The sequence below is a fragment of the Sphingomonas sp. 4RDLI-65 genome, from assembly GCF_049472435.1.
In the GTDB taxonomy this organism is placed as follows: Bacteria; Pseudomonadota; Alphaproteobacteria; order Sphingomonadales; family Sphingomonadaceae; genus Sphingomonas.
In genome coordinates, this window is sequence record NZ_JBCEBT010000001.1 from 487,132 (window position 1) to 503,098 (window position 15,967).

The window sequence follows — 15,967 nt, forward strand, 5'->3', positions numbered from 1 at the left end:
CCGGTTCGTAACGGTTCAGGCGATGCTCGTGATCTTCGAAGGTACTTTCCAAGTCGAAACGACGGTACGCGCCGTCCTTGGCGACATCCTCGGCCTCAGCGCCGACCGAGTCGCTACGTTCACCGCCGACACGCCGCTGTTCGGGGCGCTACCAGAACTCGATTCGATGGCGGTGGCGAGCGTGCTGACCGAGCTCGAGGACCGGCTTGGCATCCTGATCGAGGACGACGAGATCGACGGCGAGATGCTCGAGACGTTCGGCGCGCTCGTCCAGTTCGCCGCGAGCAAGGCGCTGGTCTAACCTCGGCGCCGGGTCTAGCCTGCGCCGGAATGACCGGCCTCCGCTTCGACACCTATGACTGGACGGGAGGCCGCGAAGCGATGCTGCGGTTCGGCCCTGATACCGGCCCGATTGTCATCGCCGCCCTCCCCCTGTTCGAGGAAGCGAACCGGACCCGGCAATTCGCCTGCACGATCCTGCGCACGCTCGCCGATCGAGGGATCGGCAGCCTCCTCCCCGACTTCCCCGGCACCGGCGAAAGCGTCGTCGCGACCATCGATGCCAGGCTGTCCGACCAGCGCCGAGCCTATCGCGCACTGGCACAGCAGCTTGGCGCGCACAGCTACGCGCTTTCGATACGGAGCGGCGCGCTGATCGATACCGACGCCGACCTCGCCGGCCGCTGGCACCTCGCTCCACATACCGGTGCCGACCTCGTCCGCGACCTCGACCGCACGCGCGCCGCGGCGAGCAGATCCGGCCTTGCCCCGGAGGGCGAGTACGCAGGCAACCGCCTGTCCCCCGAGATGCTCTCCGAGCTGAAAGACGCCGTACCGCGCGAGGACGGACGGTACCAAGTCGTACGTCTGGACACCGACCCCCGAGCGGCCAATGCAACCTACACCGGCGCCCCCCTCTGGCGCCGATCGGAGCCGGGAAACGATGTCGTTCTCGCACAGCAGCTTGCAGCCGATATCTCACTCTGGATCGCATCGTGAGACGACTGATCGGTTTCGCGTGCGAGGACGGAATGCTTGCCGCCACGCTGGACGAGGCGGCCGGCACCACCGGGCTGCTCATCGTCTCCGGCGGCAACGAGATCCGCAGCGGCGCGCACCGTGGCATGGCAATGCTGGCGCAGCGCTTGGCCGCCACCGGCACGCCGGTGTTCCGTTACGACCGCCGCGGCGTCGGCGATTCGACGGGCGACAATGGCGGCTATCTGACCGCCGAGCCCGACCTGATCGCGGCCGTCGCCGCGTTCCGATCCGCCTCCCCGCACATCAGCCGCCTAGTCGGCTTCGGTAACTGCGATGCGGCCAGCACGCTCGCGCTGTTCGGACGATCGGCGGGGTTCGACAAGGTCATCCTGGCCAACCCCTGGGTCATCGAACCGATCGACGACCTCCCCCCCGCCGCCGCGATCCGCGCCCACTACCGCGGCGCGTTACGAGACCGCGCTACTTGGCGTCGAGCACTATCGGGCAATCTGCGCATTGCCAACATAATCAGAGGGTTAATTAGGGCTGTTCGTATAGATCGGGAAAGCCGGAACCCGCTTGCCGGCCGAGTCCTGGCCGCGATCGCCTCCTGGCAAACGGATGCCGCTATCATCCTGGCCCGCGGCGACGCGACCGCCATCGCCTTCGCCGCAGCCGCTGGTGCCGCCGTCCAGACCGAGACGATCGACACCGATTCCCATAGCTTCACCGGCTCGGCAGGCGCCGCGCTGGAGATCGCGATTAGGCGTAACCTGGCCTAATCTTCTTTCCCGATCCCGCCGTCTATTCAGCGGCTTCGGCAAGCTCCGCAAACTCGGCCGCCGCCAGGAAGCGTTCGGCATCCAGCGCCGCCATACAGCCCGTTCCCGCCGCGGTCACCGCCTGGCGATAGACCTTGTCCGCCACGTCGCCGCACGCGAACACGCCCTCGACGCTGGTGCGGGTCGAGCCCGTCTCGACCGCGATATAACCGTCCGAATCGAGATCGATATGGCCGCGGAACAGCTCCGTCGCCGGGTGATGGCCAATCGCCACGAACCCGCCATCGACGTCGAGCCGCGAGCGCTCGCCCGTGACAGTGTCCTCCAACTCAAGCGCGACCAGCCCGGCATTGCCACCGCCATCGACGAACTCGCGAACCTCCTTGTTCCACAGCACCGTCACGCCCTTGTGCGCGAACAGGCGCTCCTGAAGGATTTTCTCCGAGCGCAACGAATCGCGGCGATGGATCAGCGTCACGTCGGGCGAATGGTTGGTGAGGTATAGCGCCTCCTCGACCGCGGTGTTGCCGCCGCCGATCACCGCCACCTTCTTGCCGCGGTAGAAGAAGCCGTCGCATGTCGCGCAGGCGCTGACGCCCTTGCCCTTCATCGGCTCCTCGCTGTCGATCCCGAGCCACTTCGCCTGCGCGCCGGTCGCGATCACCAGCGTGTCGCCCTCGTACACGTCGCCGCTGTCGCCGATCAGGCGGAACGGGCGGCTGGTCAGGTCGACCTGAACGATCGTGTCCCACATCATCCGCGTGCCGACATGCTCGGCCTGCGCCTGCATCTGCTCCATCAGCCACGGCCCCTGGATCACGTCCTTGAAGCCCGGATAGTTCTCGACGTCGGTCGTCGTGGTCAGCTGGCCGCCGGGCTGGATGCCCTGCACGACGATCGGCGCCATCCCGGCACGCGCGCCATAGATCGCGGCGGAGAGCCCGGCAGGCCCCGAACCGAGGATGAGCATGCGTGTGGTATGGGTGGTCATCGTCGTTCCTTGGAGATTCGAGACTGCATCTAGGGGATGCGCGCCCGGATTTGAACCGTCGGTAAATCTGTTCGGGGTGCATCGAAAGCTATGCAGCTTCGTTCTCGTTGCGACGCAAGGAGTTACCATGACCGACAGCCCCGCCGCCGACCGCACCGAAGACCGCACCGTCGAGATCGAGAATTACACCGCCCCCGCGGGCGGCTGGGGCTCCATGAAGTCGCTCGTCGAGATTTCCGCGCGCGAGAAGGTCGGCCCCGAGGTGATCCGCGAACTGGCCCGCCAGAACAAGCCGGACGGGTTTGCGTGCGTGAGCTGCGCCTGGGGCAAGCCCGCGCATCCGCACGTCGCCGAGTTCTGCGAGAACGGTGCCAAGGCCACCGCCTGGGAACTCACCTCCTACCGCGTCACGCCCGCCTTTTTCGAGAAACACACGGTCAGCGAACTGCTTGGCTGGAAGGACTATGATCTGGAACAGGCCGGTCGCCTGACGCATCCGCTGAGATACGATGCCACGACCGACAAATACGTCGCGTGCAGCTGGGACGAGGCGTTCGCGGGGATCGGGGCCAAGCTAAAGACCTATGATCCGACCAAGGTCATCTTCTACGCCTCGGGTCGTGCCAGCCTCGAGACGTCGTACATGTACGCGCTCATGGCACGGATGTACGGCAGCCAGAACCTGCCAGACAGCTCGAACATGTGCCACGAGACGACATCTGTCGGCCTGAAGTCCGCGATCGGTTCGGCCGTCGGCACGATCCACCTCTCGGACTATGAGAAGTGCGACGCGATCTTCTATTTCGGCCAGAATCCGGGCGTGAACAGTCCGCGCTTCCTCCACCCGTTGCGCGATTGTGCGAAGCGCGGTGTCGAGATCGTCGTGTTCAATCCGCTCAAGGAACGCGGGCTGGAGAAATTCCAGGATCCGCAGAACCCGATCGAGATGGTAACCGGCAAGTCGACGCCGATCGCCTCGCAATACCATCAGGTGAAGACCGGTGGCGATGTCGCGGCGATCATGGGCATGTGCAAATACCTGATCGAAGCCGATGACAACGCGCAGCGGATTAACGGGCTACGCGTGCTCGATCACAAGTTTCTGGATGAACACACGACCGGCTTCGAGGCCTTCGCCGAGGTCGCGCGCAATACCGAATGGGCGGCGATCGAGCATGAGAGCGGTCTGCCCCGCACCGAGATCGAAGCGGCGGCGCGGGTCTATGCCAAGTCGAAGGCGGTGATCGCGGTCTACGGCATGGGCCTGACGCAGCATGTCGGCGGCATCGACAATGTGCACATGGTCGTCAACCTGATGCTGCTCCGTGGCAATATCGGCAAGCCCGGCGCAGGCATGGGCCCGGTTCGGGGCCATTCGAACGTCCAGGGCCAGCGTACCGTCGGCATCACCGAAAAGCCCGAACTCGCGCCGCTCGACAAGCTGGCCGAACAATATGGCTTCGAGCCGCCGCGCGACCTCGGCTGGGATACGGTGGCCTCGTGCGAAGCGGTGCTCGACGGCAGCGCGCAGGCGTTCGTCGGCCTCGGCGGCAATTTCGTCCGTGCGATCCCCGATCATGCGACGATGGAGGCGAAGTGGCGCGGTCTCGACCTGACCGTGCATATCGCGACCAAGCTCAACCGCTCGCACCTGCTGCCCGGCGACACCTGCTATCTGCTCCCCTGCCTCGGCCGGATCGAGACCGACATGCAGGCGACCGGACCGCAGAGCGTGTCGATCGAGGATTCGTTCAGCCAGATCTACGGCTCGAAGGGCAAGGCGACCCCGGCGGCGGAGACGCTGTTGTCCGAACCTGCGATCCTTGCCGGCATCGCCAAGGCGACGCTCGCGCCCAATCCGAAGGTCGACTGGGATGCCTGGGTCGGCGATTATGCCAGGATGCGCGATGCGATCGAGGAAACGTACCCCGATATGTTCAAGGACTTCAACGCACGCATGTTCACGCCCGGCGGCTTCTGGAAGGGCGTACCGGCTGCGCACCGCGAGTGGAAGACGAAGAGCGGCAAGGCCGAGATCAACCTGCCGCAGGCGCTGAACGCGACCGGGTTCGACGAGGCGGACGGCCGTTTCCGGCTGATGACGCTGCGGTCGAACGACCAGTTCAACACCACCGTGTATGGCTATCACGACCGCTTCCGCGGGGTGAAGGGCACGCGCGACATCGTCTTCATGAACCGCAGCGACATGATCCGGATGGGCGTGGCGGACGGCGACGACGTCGACCTGGTCGGCGATGCCGGCGAGAACGCGAACCGCCGCGTGAACAAGCTCCGCGTGGTCGAATATTCGATCCCCGAGGGCTGTATCGGTGCCTATTATCCCGAGTGCAACATCCTGATGCCCGTCTCCCATCATGCCCGCGAAAGCCACGTTCCGGCCGGAAAGTCGGTGCCGGTGCGGATCGAGAGGACGCGCTGACCGATCCCCATATCCTTGGCGTCGTGCTGGCCGGCGGGCGATCCTCACGGTTCGGGTCGGACAAGGCACGCGCGATGTTCGACGGCCGTGCGCTGGCCGAGCACGCGCGGGAACTTGTGTTGCACCATGTCGCGCAGGCGGTGATCGTCGGCCACGACGGCGCAATACCCGACCTGCCCGGCCCCGGTCTCGGGCCGTTGGGAGGTATCGCCGGTGCGCTGCACTATGCTGCGGGTCTCGGGTTCACGTCCGTCCTGACGATCGCCTGCGACATGCCGCGATTGCCACGCGGGCTGCTCGCGGCGCTAATACGTCGGGCGCCGGCCTATTGCCCCGATGCGCCGGTGCTGGGCCATTGGGAAACCGTGTCGATCGACGGCCTTCTGGCGCATATCGCGGCATCGCCGCGACGCTCGGTGCGCGGCTGGGCCGAAGCGATCGGCGCGCTGCCGATTCCGGCCGGCGCGCCGATCCCGAACGTCAACACCCCGGAAGATCTCGCTCTCCTATGATTTCGCGCACATTGCCGATTAAAATCCTCCGCCCCGATTCGATCACCGCGGGAGAACGCGCGATCGCGATCGAGGTGCCTGTCGCGATTGAGATCGACGGGCTCGGCTACGCGGTGATGATGATGACGCCCGCCGATCTCGCCGAATTCACGACGGGATTCCTACTGACCGAGCGGCTCGCAGACAGCGCCGACGACGTGCGCGAGATCGATATCTTCGAGGCAGAGGCGGGCTGGATCGTCCGCGTCGGGCTGTCCGATCGCTGCAAGGGCCGCATCCACGACCGCGTCCGCCACCGGACCAGCGACACGAGCTGTGGGCTCTGCGGGATCTCGGGGCTGGAGCAACTCCGCAAACCGGTCCCCAGCACGCCGCCAAAGCCCGACACGCCCGTGACAGCGCTGTTTGCCGCACTGGGCGGGTTGCGCGCGCACCAGCCTCTCAACGCGGCTACCGGCGCCATTCACGCGGCCGCGGCGTGCGATCGTGAAGGTCGAATCATCGCTGCGTACGAAGACGTCGGGCGCCACAACGCACTCGACAAGCTCGTCGGCGGGCTGGCAATCGAGCGCCATGCGATCGAGGGCTTCATTCTCGTCACCTCGAGGATCAGCTTCGAAATGGTCGACAAGGCACTTATCGCCGGCACGCCGATGCTGGTCGGCATCTCCGCGCCGACTAGCCTGGCGATCGACCACGCACGCGCTCACGGCCTAACGCTGCTCGCACTCGCCCGCAGCGATGCGATCCTGGTGGTGAACGATCCCTGGAAGGTCTTCGACTAGCCGTGCACGATGCGGCTAGTCGAAGCGGGCGTCACTTGGTGGCCGTCACGACATCGGTCTTGGCCGCGACGAGATAGCCTCCGACGACGAAAACCAGCCCGCCGATGATGTTACCGACGCTGACGATCGCAAGATTGCGGATCATGCCGGCGATATCGATCGACGCGTTCGGAACGAGCAGCCCCAGCGTCAATGCCGTCATGTTGGCGACCGAATGCTCGAACCCGGCAGCGACGAAGGCGAGCAGGATCCAGGCCATGCCGATGCACTTGGCGGCATCGCCAGTCATCCTCGCGGCGGTCCAGATTGCCAGGCAGACGAGCCAGTTGCACAGGATCGCGCGTGCCAGCAGCGCAGTCGCATCCACGGACACCTTGTGCTGGACATAGCCATGGAACATCGCGTCGGCGTTGGCGAAGATCGCGCCGCCGCCGCCTGCCGCAAACACGAGCGACAGCACGACACCGCCGACGAGGTTACCGATCCAGACGACGATGGTCAGCTTGACGGCGTCGGCGACGGTGATCGTCCGCTTGGCCAGACCGAAGCCGATATACATCACGTAGCCGGTGAAAAGCTCCGCACCCGCGAACACGGTCAGGATTAGCCCCAACCCGAAGGTAGCGCCCATCACCAGCGGGCGAACGCCCGGTTCGAGCCCCGACCCGGTGCTGAGCGCGAGGATCATCGCGATGCCGATATACGTGCCCGCCAGGATCGCGCCGGCGAAGAAGCCTGCCGGAGAACGCCGCAGTGCCTCCGCCTTGGTCGCGGCGAGGGTAGCGTAGGTGTCGATCGTCGACGTGTAACCGGTGCTCATGCGTCAATTTTGCTTTTCTGACCGACGACCCCGGCACGCACCACGCCGCGATCCGAACCCATGTCGGCCGCCGCGGGACGAACGGTCACCGGGATGGATTTATACGAAGGGGTGAAGCTCTGCGGATCGTGGTCCTCGAGCGCGATCAACGGCTGCGTCTCGGGATAATAAGACGCGACGCACCCGTCGGGCAGCGCATAGCGAACCAGCATCAGCTTCTGCACGACGCGGTCGGGCCGCGCGAACTTGAGCGCGGTGGCGATATCGACGACGTCGCCTTCCTTGTGCCCCAGCCGCGCCATGTCACGCTCGTTCATGAACAGGATGTCGCGGCGCCCGAACACACCGCGATAGCGGTCGTCGAGGCTGTAGACGGTGGTGTTGTACTGGTCGTGCGCGCGCAGCGTCGTCAGGCTCATGACGGTCGGATCGCCCGCCGCCTCGTCCTCGCGGATGCCCTCGACGACGAGGAAGTTCGCCTTGCCGTTCTCCGTCTTCCACTCGCGCAGCGCGGCGGAATTGACGAGGTGGAAGCCGCCCGGCTTGCGGATGCGCGCGTTGTAGTCGGCAAACGCCGGGAACACCGCCTCGATCTTGTCGCGGATCAGGCTGTAGTCGCCGACATAAGTATCCCAGTCGATGTCGACCGGCGATCCCTTGGCCGCCAGCGTCGCCTTGGCGATCTCGCCGACGATCCAGATCTCGGACTTCACGTTCTCGCCAGGCGGCATCAGGAAGCCGCGCGAAGCGTGGACCATCGACATCGAATCCTCGACCGTTACCGATTGCTGGCCGGTCGCCTGCATGTCGAGTTCGGTCCGGCCGAGACACGGCAGGACATAGGTCGACTTCGCCATCAGCAACTGCGTGCGGTTGAGCTTAGTGGTGATGTGCACCGCGAGGTCGAGGTTGCGGAAGCCCTCCGCGCACGCCTGCGGATCCGACGAGGCGATTGCGAGGTTGCCGCCGAGGCAGACGATCGCGTTGGCCTTGCCGTCGCGCATCGCGGCGATGCTCTCGACCACCGAATGGCCGTGCTCGCGCGGTGGCTCGAACCCGAACACGTCGCGCATCGCGTCGAGCAGCACCGGCATCGGCCGTTCGGTGATGCCGACGGTGCGATCACCCTGGACGTTGCTGTGGCCGCGCAAGGGACAGATGCCCGCGCCCGGCCTGCCCATGTTGCCGCGGAGCAGGAGCAGATTGGCGATCTGCTGGACGTTGGTGGTGCCGGTGCGGTGCTGCGTGACGCCCATGCCGTAGCAGCAGATCGCGGCCTTCGACTTCGAATAGGCGAGCGCGACCTCTTCGAGATCACCGCGCGAGAGCCCGCTGGAGCGTTCGATATCGGCCCATTCGGTGGTCGCGAGATCGGCGATATAGTCGTCGAGGCCGGCGGTGTGCTCGGCGATGAACGCATGATCGAGCGCGGACTCGCCGCCCGAGACCTTCGCGGCCTCGTCGAGCGCTACTAGCGCCTTGGCGATGCCCTTGAGCGCGGCCGCGTCGCCGCCGACCTTCACCTGGTAATAGCTGCTGGCGATCGGAGTCGCCGACATGGTCGCCATCTCGACCACCGACTGCGGTGATTCGAAGCGTTCGAGCGAGCGCTCCTTGAGCGGGTTGAAGACGATGATCTTGCCGCCGCGCTTCGACACTTCGCGCAGCGTCGCCATCATCCGCGGATGGTTGGTGCCGGGATTGTGGCCGATCGACAGGATCAGGTCGGCATGATCGAAATCCTCGAGGCTGACGGTGCCCTTGCCGATCCCGATCGACTTCGGCAGCCCGACCGAGGTCGCCTCGTGGCACATGTTCGAGCAGTCGGGGAAGTTGTTGGTGCCGTACAGCCGCACGAACAACTGGAACAGGAACGCCGCCTCGTTCGAGCAGCGACCCGAGGTGTAGAACTCCGCCTGGTTGGGATCGGGCACGGCCGCAAGGCCCGCACCGATCTCGCGCATCGCGTCCGCCCAGCTCACGACCTCATAGTGATCGGTGGCGGCGTTGTAGCGAAGCGGCTCGGTGACGCGGCCCTGATCCTCGATCCAGTGATCGCTCTGCTTCCAGATATCCGACACGCTATGCTTGGCGAAGAACTCCGCGCCGATCGTCTTCGCGGTGGATTCCCAGGCGACGGCCTTTGCACCGTTCTCGCAGAATTCGAACGACGACGTATGTTTCGGGTCGGGCCATGCGCAGCTCGGGCAATCGAAGCCGTCGGGCTGGTTCGACTTGAGCAGCGTCTGGCCGCCGCGGACGACGATCTGCTGCGCCTTCAGCGAGGCGGCGACCGCCTTGAGCGCTCCCCAGCCGCCGGCCGGACCGGTGTAGTTGGCGATCCCATCAGGGCGTTTGTCACGCATACTCGTATCTCCCGGAAGGCCAGACCCCCGCGTGCACCGAATACGCGGCGCGAGGGCTAACCATTAACCCAAGGCAATAGAACGGCATTTTGCGATTGCGAAGACGAGTTTCCCGCACTTGGTGATCGCTTGCGTATGTCGAGGGGGAAGGACCGGGGACGTCACACGTCGGGTCCGAAATGGTAGCGAAGGAGGGACTTGAACCCCCGACCCCAGGATTATGATTCCCGTGCTCTAACCAACTGAGCTACTTCGCCGTACCGTCCGTCAGGGAAGCATTCTTCCCTGCGAGGCGCGGCCTATAGGAAGCGGTTTCGAGGCGGTCAAGCGAACATGTGCCGGGAAATCGCTTCCCACGGCCCGCCGCGATACCACCACGCGCCCAGACCGGCGATTTCGACGTCCTTAGGGACGAAATCGCGCTGGAGATTGCCGAGCAGGAGCTTGGCGACCTGCGGGCTGACCTTGTTCTGGATAGTGACGTGAGGACGCCAGCCGCCGGCGTCCTGCGGGGTTAGCATGCCGGTAAACGCGTCGGCGAGGCGCTCGCGGATACCGACGAGCTCGGGGGACTCGATCCGGTAGGCGACACCGCGACCAAGCGACATCAGGCCGCCCACACGGGCCTGCGGGGCACGGATGCCGCGCGTTTCCTGGTTGAGCCGGTGCTTGAGCTCGTCGAGCCCCGACGGCGGCAGATGGTGGAACAGCGTCAGATGCGCATCGAGCTGGTTGCGCTCTGGCGGGAAATGCTCGCGGCGCATCGCGTCGAAGAACGCGGTGTCCTGGCGACCGAACAGGGCGGTGACGATGATCGGGGCGACTTCCGTCACCTGCGTAGTATTTCCCATTATATCCAATCCCTCCCCGGCGGAGGCCGGGGTCCAGTTGGGAAACGTTGCTGACGTACGCTCCTCTCCGTTACCCCGACCTTGCCAACTGGGCCCCGGCCTCCGCCGGGGAGGTTGACGTGTTCGGCAGCGGGCGGTGCGTTCCCGCGAAGGTCAAATCTCCACCTGACTACCCAACTCTACCACGCGATTGGTCGGCAGGCGAAAGAACTCCATCGCGCTTTCCGCATTACGCAGCATCCACGCGAACAGCTTTTCGCGCCAGATCATCATGCCCGGCTTGTCCGACGCCAGCAGCGTCTGGCGCGACAGGAAGAAGCTGGTGTCCATCATCTTGAAGTCCGCCCCGCAATTATGGACCTGGCGCAGCGCCGCAGGCACGTCGGCGTCCTCCATGAAGCCATAGCGCAGCACGAGGCGGTGGAAGCCGTCGCCGAGTTCCTCGCGCACCGCACGGTCGTGGGCGGGCCAATAAGGCTGACCCACGATCTTCACGGTCAGCAGGATCACGCGCTCGTGCAGCACCTTGTTATGCTTGAGGTTGTGGAGCAGCGCGTGCGGCACGCCGTCCGCGGTCGAGGTCATGAACACCGCCGTGCCAGGCACCCGCGACGCGGAGCTGGCGGCCGAGCCGATGAATACCTTTATCGGCATCGCGGCCTCGTGCATCCGGTCGATCATCAGCTGCCGCCCCTTCGACCAAGTCGTCAGGAAAGTGAAGATGATGAACCCGACCAGTAGCGGGAACCAGCCGCCGGCGGGCACCTTGGTAAGGTTGGCCGCGAAATAGGCGCCATCGACCGTGAAGAAGATCGCCAGCAGCGGGATCGCCGCGATCTTCGGCCAGTTCCACAGGCGGAACAGCACGACGCCGAGGAGGCAGGTGTCGATGAACATCGCGCCCGTCACCGCGATCCCGTACGCGCTCGTCAGGTTCGACGAGGTCCGGAAGAACAGCACCAGCAGGATCACCATCACCATCAGCGCGCCGTTGACGAGCGGGATGTAGATCTGACCGGCTGTCGAGGCGCTGGTATGCTCGATCCGCAGGCGCGGGATGAAGCCCAACTGGATCGCCTGCTGCGTTACCGAGAACGCACCCGAGATCACCGCCTGCGACGCAATCACCGCGGCCATCGTCGCGAGGATGACGAGCGGTAGCTGAAGGCTCTCGGGCGCGAGGTTGTAGAACGGGCTAACCAGCGCCTCGCGACCATCGCGGAACAGCAGTGCGCCCTGCCCCATGTAATTCAGGATCAGCGCGGGGAGCACGAAGAATAGCCAGGACAGGCCGATCGGCTTGCGCCCGAAATGCCCCATATCCGCGTACAGCGCCTCGGCGCCGGTAACCGCGAGCACGACCGAGCCGAGCGCGAGGAACGCGCGCTCGGGGTCTATGATGAAGAACTCGACCGCGTAATGCGGCGACAGCGCCCACAGCACGCCGGGGGTCTGGACGATGCTGAGGATGCCCAGCACCGCGATGACGCTGAAATACACTAGCATGATCGGCCCGAACACGAGTCCGATGCGCGCGGTGCCGCTCTTCTGGACCCAGAACAGCGCGATCAGGATGACAATCACGATCGGCAGCACGAGGCCTGCGAACGCGGGTGCGGCGACGGCGAGGCCTTCGACCGCGGACAACACCGACACGGCGGGCGTGATCATGCTGTCGCCATAGAACAAAGCAGTCGCGAACACGCCGAGCAGGATGATGCCCTTGCTCCAGCGCTTCGTCTTGGTCTTGCCCGACACGAGCGCGAGCAGGGCTAGGCTGCCGCCCTCGCCCTTGTTGTCGGCGCGCATGATGATGATGACGTATTTGACCGTCACGACGATCATCATCGACCAGAACATCAGGCTGATGACGCCCATGATGTGCGCCGCGTCGAGCGCGAGCTTGTGGTGGCCGGCGAAGGTCTCGCGAAAGGCGTAGAGCGGGCTCGTGCCGATATCGCCGAAAACGATGCCGATCGCACCGAAGGCGAGCTTCAGCATGCCGTCGGAGTTGTGATGCCCCGTCTCGAGATCGAGATTGGCGGGTGGCACGGTCGAGGCCGCGGCGGTCTGGTCGACGCTCACTGGACGGTGAATCGACCCGGAAGTGCAGCAATCTTCATCGAATTTCCGATTTCACCCTGTGCCCCAAGCGCCCGCATTTAGCATGAGGGGTAGAGGGCGGCAACGGCGAGGCGGTTAGCGTGGATTAACCGGGGCTGATCGGACCGCCTCCGCTCTCCTGCGAACGCAGGAGCCCAGGGTAACGAGCACTGACGTTCGTGATCCTGGATTCCTGCGTTCGCAAGAAAACGCTAACGGGTGACCACTTCGCGGATCACGAAGTGCGACGCCAGCCGCGTTACCCCCGGCAGTTGCGACAACGTCTCGCGGTGAATGCGTTCGAACGTCTCGCCGTCGCGGATCTCGACATGGAGCATGTAGTCCGCCTCGCCGCTCATCAGGAAGCATTGCACGACCTGCGGGCAGTCGACGATCTCCGCCTCGAACGCCGCCATCGTCTCCTTGCGCTGATCCCGCAGCGTTACGTTGACGAGAACGATGCTGGGATCGCCGCGCGCGGCCCTCGACAGAACGGCGCGATAGCCGACGATCGCGCCGCTCTCCCGCAGTTGCGCGACACGTCGGTGCGCGGCGCTTGCAGACAGTCCAACCGCATCGCCAAGCTCGGCGCTGGTCAGGTCGGAATTGGCGGCGAGCAGGTCCAGAATCCTGCGTTCGATCGTAGCGCTCAAGATTTTCTCGTTTTGACGGCGATGGATGCACGGATCTTGCAAACGCGCTATCGTATCGAAACGAGTTTGCGAACCCTTCCCGTCCAAGGCGCGCTACTATCGCGCAAACGATAATGGAGTGGAATCAATGCGCGTCGGTGTCCCCAAGGAAATCAAGAACCACGAATATCGCGTCGGCCTGACCCCGCCGTCGGTCGCCGAACTGGTCGCCGCCGGTCACGAGGTGATCGTCGAGACGCAGGCCGGATCGGGCATCGATTTCGAGGACCAGGATTACATCGACGCAGGCGCGACGATCCTGCCGACCGCCGCCGCGGTGTTCGCCGGCGCCGACATGATCGTGAAGGTCAAGGAGCCGCAGCCGAGCGAGATCGCGATGCTCGAACCGCGCCACCTGCTGTTCACCTACCTACACCTCGCCGCCGACAAGCCGCAGGCCGAGGGGCTGATGAAGTCCGGCGCGACCTGCATCGCCTACGAGACCGTCACCGACAATCGCCGCGGGCTGCCGTTGCTCAAGCCGATGTCGGAGGTCGCGGGCCGCATGTCGGTGCAGGTCGGCGCGCATTATCTCGAGAAGGAACAGGGCGGACGCGGTGTCCTGCTCGGCGGCGTCCCCGGTGTCGCACCGGCCAAGGTCGCGATCCTCGGCGGCGGCGTCTCGGGCGTCAACGCCGCGCAGATGGCGGTCGGTATGCGCGCCGACGTGACCATCTACGACATCTCGAACGATCGTTTGGCCGAGCTCGACATGTTCTTCTCGAGCCAGATCAAGACCGCCTACGCCTCGAAGGCAGCGATCGCAGCGGCGGTGAAGAACGCGCATCTGGTGATCGGCGCGGTGCTGGTGCCGGGGGCTGCTGCGCCCAAGCTCGTCACGCGCGAGATGCTGAAGACGATGAAGCGCGGCTCGGTGCTGGTCGACATCGCGATCGACCAGGGCGGGTGCTTCGAGACGAGCCACGCCACCACGCACGAGGACCCGGTGTTCGAGGTCGACGGCGTGATCCACTATTGCGTCGCCAACATGCCCGGCGCGGTCGCGCGGACTTCGGCGTTTGCACTGAACAATGCGACGCTGCCGTTCGCACTGAAGCTGGCGAATCTGGGCGCCGAGGCGGCGATGAAGGCCGACCCGCACCTCGCCAACGGGCTGAATGTCTACAAGGGCAAGATCGCGTACAAGGCGGTCGCCGATGATCTAGGTTTACCTTACGAAGCTTGGGCCGGCTGACTCGGGAACGGATACGGAACATAGGTGTTGGACAGGGGAAAGGAATTCCCAATGTCCGACACCCCGAACCCCAAGTCCGAACCGTTCTCGAACGCCGAGAAGGACCCGGACGAATGGACCACCGGCGACGAGAAGATGACCGGAGCGCAGGCGAGCTACCTCAAGACGCTGTCCGAGGAAGCGCATGAGGAATTCGACGAGACGCTGACCAAGGCGGATGCGTCGAAGAAGATCGACGAACTGCAGTCGAAGACCGGGCGGGGGCAGTAAAAGAGGGGCCTGCGGGCGCCATACCTTCACGACCTCCCCCAAGACCGTCATCCCCGCGAAGGCGGGGATCCATAAAGGCTATCGCTGGTAGGCAATTACCGTAGTGCGCCAGTATGGATCCCCGCCTACGCGGGAATGACAATGTTAGGGCGTACTTGGAGCGTCCTGCGCGGCCAGCAATTGATCGAGCAATGCCAAGCGCGCCGCAATCTCACCGCGGTATGTGATGTTGGCCGGCGTCAGCGCCAACGCCTTCGCCCAATACGGCCGGGCCGTCGCAAGCTCCCCTGCCCTTACATAGGCCAGCCCGAGAAGGAACGGCGGTGCAGGATGCTTGGGCGCCAGTCGCATCGCCTGCTGGTACGCGAACAACGCAGGCGGAGAGACTTGATTGCCATCATGCGCGGCAAGCGCGTTGGCGAGTCCCGTCCACAGCACTAGACTCCTCGGCGCGATCCGAATGCCACCCAGCAGTACCTGCACCGCCGCGCGGCGATCCCCGATCCGCGTCATCGCGTCCGCCGCCACCAGATACGCCGCCGCCCCCGTATACCGCTCCAGCATCTGATCGCGCAGTTCGAGCATCGCGCTGTCGTCGGGCGCCGGCGCGAGCCCGGTCGTGACCGGATGCCCAGCGAGCCCCGGCTGCCCCTGCAACGCATAACCCGCCGCACCCAGCATCAACGCCGACGCGACCATCGTCCACAACAGCCGATCGATCTTCAACACCGCCAGCAACGCGAACACGCCCGCACCAATCGCCGCAAGACACACCCAGCCCATCAGCGTGTCCTCCGCCGGAAACTCGACCGCGCGATCCAGCCGCCGACGCCAAGCAGCAGGATCGGTGCAAGCCACAGCGGCCAGGTCAGCCCCGACAACGGCGGATCATAGGTCACGTAATTGCCGTAGCGCGCAATCAGCCAGTCGCGGATCGACACCGGCTTCTCCCCGCGCTCGATCCGTTCGCGGACGAGAGCGCGCATATCGGCCGCCATGTCGGCGTCGCTGTCGGCGATCGACTGGCCCTGGCAGACGAGGCAGCGCAGCGTCTCCATGAGCGCGCGCGCGGAGGCTTCCTTGGCGGGGTCAGCGAGCTGGACGTTGGCGTAATGCGCTGGCGGCGTAACCGGCTGGGCGGAGGCAGGTGCAATGCAGAGCAGCAGTGCCGCCAGAACC

General features: G+C 65.1%; 16 protein-coding genes and 1 tRNA gene. 8 read left to right on the forward strand and 9 right to left on the reverse strand.

The genetic code is table 11. From position 1 onward, the window contains the following. Window positions 1-22: 22 nt before the first annotated feature. Genes VH567_RS02035 through VH567_RS02045 form a run of 3 tightly spaced genes read left to right on the forward strand, consistent with a single transcriptional unit; the run spans window position 23 to window position 1,763 of the window. Window positions 23-301: an acyl carrier protein gene (locus VH567_RS02035; protein WP_423322731.1), complete on the forward strand. Its 279-nt coding sequence runs from the start codon at window positions 23-25 to the stop codon at window positions 299-301. 29 nt (window positions 302-330) lie between these two features. Beyond that, window positions 331-999: a hypothetical protein gene (locus VH567_RS02040; protein ID WP_423322733.1), complete on the forward strand. Its 669-nt coding sequence runs from the start codon at window positions 331-333 to the stop codon at window positions 997-999. After that, window positions 996-1,763, forward strand: a complete 768-nt coding sequence (locus tag VH567_RS02045) for a hydrolase 1, exosortase A system-associated (protein WP_423322735.1) — start codon at window positions 996-998, stop codon at window positions 1,761-1,763. The genes VH567_RS02040 and VH567_RS02045 overlap by 4 nt, the downstream gene beginning before the upstream one ends. A gap of 22 nt (window positions 1,764-1,785) precedes the next feature. Here VH567_RS02045 and trxB read toward each other — a convergent pair whose 3' ends face one another. Then, complete coding sequence (gene trxB / locus VH567_RS02050; RefSeq protein ID WP_423322737.1) at window positions 1,786-2,754, reverse strand: thioredoxin-disulfide reductase; 969 nt, start codon at window positions 2,752-2,754, stop codon at window positions 1,786-1,788. Window positions 2,755-2,881: 127 nt separating this feature from the next. Between trxB and VH567_RS02055 the strand changes: the two genes are divergently transcribed. The 3 genes from VH567_RS02055 to fdhD are packed head-to-tail and all read left to right on the forward strand — an operon-like array spanning window position 2,882 to window position 6,491. Beyond that, the gene (locus tag VH567_RS02055) at window positions 2,882-5,194 is read left to right on the forward strand and encodes an FdhF/YdeP family oxidoreductase (RefSeq protein ID WP_423322739.1); all 2,313 of its coding nucleotides are present in this window, start codon (window positions 2,882-2,884) and stop codon (window positions 5,192-5,194) included. Window positions 5,195-5,217: 23 nt separating this feature from the next. Then, window positions 5,218-5,706 carry a molybdenum cofactor guanylyltransferase gene (mobA, locus tag VH567_RS02060; RefSeq protein ID WP_423322742.1) on the forward strand — a complete coding sequence of 163 codons (489 nt, stop codon included), beginning with the start codon at window positions 5,218-5,220 and terminating at the stop codon, window positions 5,704-5,706. Beyond that, window positions 5,703-6,491, forward strand: coding sequence for a formate dehydrogenase accessory sulfurtransferase FdhD (gene fdhD, locus VH567_RS02065; protein WP_423322744.1), 789 nt, complete (start codon window positions 5,703-5,705; stop codon window positions 6,489-6,491). Before mobA ends, fdhD begins: the two co-directional genes overlap by 4 nt. Before the next feature lie 31 nt (window positions 6,492-6,522). Here the strand turns inward: fdhD and VH567_RS02070 are convergent, their stop codons facing one another. The 6 genes from VH567_RS02070 to VH567_RS02095 all read right to left on the reverse strand — a co-directional run bounded on the left by VH567_RS02070 (window position 6,523) and on the right by VH567_RS02095 (window position 13,284). Next, window positions 6,523-7,311, reverse strand: a complete 789-nt coding sequence (locus tag VH567_RS02070; protein ID WP_423322746.1) for a formate/nitrite transporter family protein — start codon at window positions 7,309-7,311, stop codon at window positions 6,523-6,525. Next, window positions 7,308-9,677 carry an FdhF/YdeP family oxidoreductase gene (locus tag VH567_RS02075; protein WP_423322748.1) on the reverse strand — a complete coding sequence of 790 codons (2,370 nt, stop codon included), beginning with the start codon at window positions 9,675-9,677 and terminating at the stop codon, window positions 7,308-7,310. Before VH567_RS02075 ends, VH567_RS02070 begins: the two co-directional genes overlap by 4 nt. Before the next feature lie 180 nt (window positions 9,678-9,857). Beyond that, window positions 9,858-9,934, reverse strand: a tRNA-Met gene (locus tag VH567_RS02080). Window positions 9,935-10,000: 66 nt separating this feature from the next. After that, window positions 10,001-10,528 (reverse strand): 2'-5' RNA ligase family protein, encoded by a 528-nt coding sequence (locus tag VH567_RS02085; protein WP_423322750.1) that lies wholly within the window; start codon window positions 10,526-10,528, stop codon window positions 10,001-10,003. A gap of 153 nt (window positions 10,529-10,681) precedes the next feature. Next, the gene (locus VH567_RS02090) at window positions 10,682-12,580 is read right to left on the reverse strand and encodes a potassium transporter Kup (protein ID WP_056050343.1); all 1,899 of its coding nucleotides are present in this window, start codon (window positions 12,578-12,580) and stop codon (window positions 10,682-10,684) included. A gap of 263 nt (window positions 12,581-12,843) precedes the next feature. Then, window positions 12,844-13,284 carry an Lrp/AsnC family transcriptional regulator gene (locus tag VH567_RS02095; RefSeq protein ID WP_187504229.1) on the reverse strand — a complete coding sequence of 147 codons (441 nt, stop codon included), beginning with the start codon at window positions 13,282-13,284 and terminating at the stop codon, window positions 12,844-12,846. Window positions 13,285-13,411: 127 nt separating this feature from the next. Here VH567_RS02095 and ald point away from each other — a divergent pair, with 127 nt between their 5' ends. Further along, complete coding sequence (gene ald / locus VH567_RS02100) at window positions 13,412-14,518, forward strand: alanine dehydrogenase (protein ID WP_423322752.1); 1,107 nt, start codon at window positions 13,412-13,414, stop codon at window positions 14,516-14,518. Between the two features lie 51 nt (window positions 14,519-14,569). Continuing rightward, window positions 14,570-14,788, forward strand: a complete 219-nt coding sequence (locus VH567_RS02105) for a DUF3072 domain-containing protein (RefSeq protein ID WP_423322754.1) — start codon at window positions 14,570-14,572, stop codon at window positions 14,786-14,788. Window positions 14,789-14,932: 144 nt separating this feature from the next. Here VH567_RS02105 and VH567_RS02110 read toward each other — a convergent pair whose 3' ends face one another. Together VH567_RS02110 and VH567_RS02115 are read right to left on the reverse strand one after the other, a co-directional pair. After that, a complete protein-coding gene (locus VH567_RS02110; RefSeq protein ID WP_423322756.1) occupies window positions 14,933-15,646 on the reverse strand; it encodes a tetratricopeptide repeat protein in 714 nt (237 codons plus the stop codon). Further along, the gene (locus VH567_RS02115) at window positions 15,571-15,954 is read right to left on the reverse strand and encodes a cytochrome c-type biogenesis protein (RefSeq protein WP_423323683.1); all 384 of its coding nucleotides are present in this window, start codon (window positions 15,952-15,954) and stop codon (window positions 15,571-15,573) included. The genes VH567_RS02110 and VH567_RS02115 overlap by 76 nt, the downstream gene beginning before the upstream one ends. Window positions 15,955-15,967 lie beyond the last annotated feature (13 nt).

What these genes read in the sequence shown, in the direction of transcription:
- fdhD (WP_423322744.1), top strand. Translation starts at nt 5,703, where the DNA reads ATGATTTCGCGCACATTGCCGATTAAAATCCTCCGCCCCGATTCGATC.
- VH567_RS02035 (WP_423322731.1), top strand. Translation starts at nt 23, where the DNA reads ATGCTCGTGATCTTCGAAGGTACTTTCCAAGTCGAAACGACGGTACGC.
- ald (WP_423322752.1), top strand. Translation starts at nt 13,412, where the DNA reads ATGCGCGTCGGTGTCCCCAAGGAAATCAAGAACCACGAATATCGCGTC.
- VH567_RS02105 (WP_423322754.1), top strand. Translation starts at nt 14,570, where the DNA reads ATGTCCGACACCCCGAACCCCAAGTCCGAACCGTTCTCGAACGCCGAG.
- VH567_RS02085 (WP_423322750.1), bottom strand. Translation starts at nt 10,528, where the DNA reads ATGGGAAATACTACGCAGGTGACGGAAGTCGCCCCGATCATCGTCACC.
- VH567_RS02070 (WP_423322746.1), bottom strand. Translation starts at nt 7,311, where the DNA reads ATGAGCACCGGTTACACGTCGACGATCGACACCTACGCTACCCTCGCC.
- trxB (WP_423322737.1), bottom strand. Translation starts at nt 2,754, where the DNA reads ATGACCACCCATACCACACGCATGCTCATCCTCGGTTCGGGGCCTGCC.
- VH567_RS02075 (WP_423322748.1), bottom strand. Translation starts at nt 9,677, where the DNA reads ATGCGTGACAAACGCCCTGATGGGATCGCCAACTACACCGGTCCGGCC.
- VH567_RS02040 (WP_423322733.1), top strand. Translation starts at nt 331, where the DNA reads ATGACCGGCCTCCGCTTCGACACCTATGACTGGACGGGAGGCCGCGAA.
- VH567_RS02055 (WP_423322739.1), top strand. Translation starts at nt 2,882, where the DNA reads ATGACCGACAGCCCCGCCGCCGACCGCACCGAAGACCGCACCGTCGAG.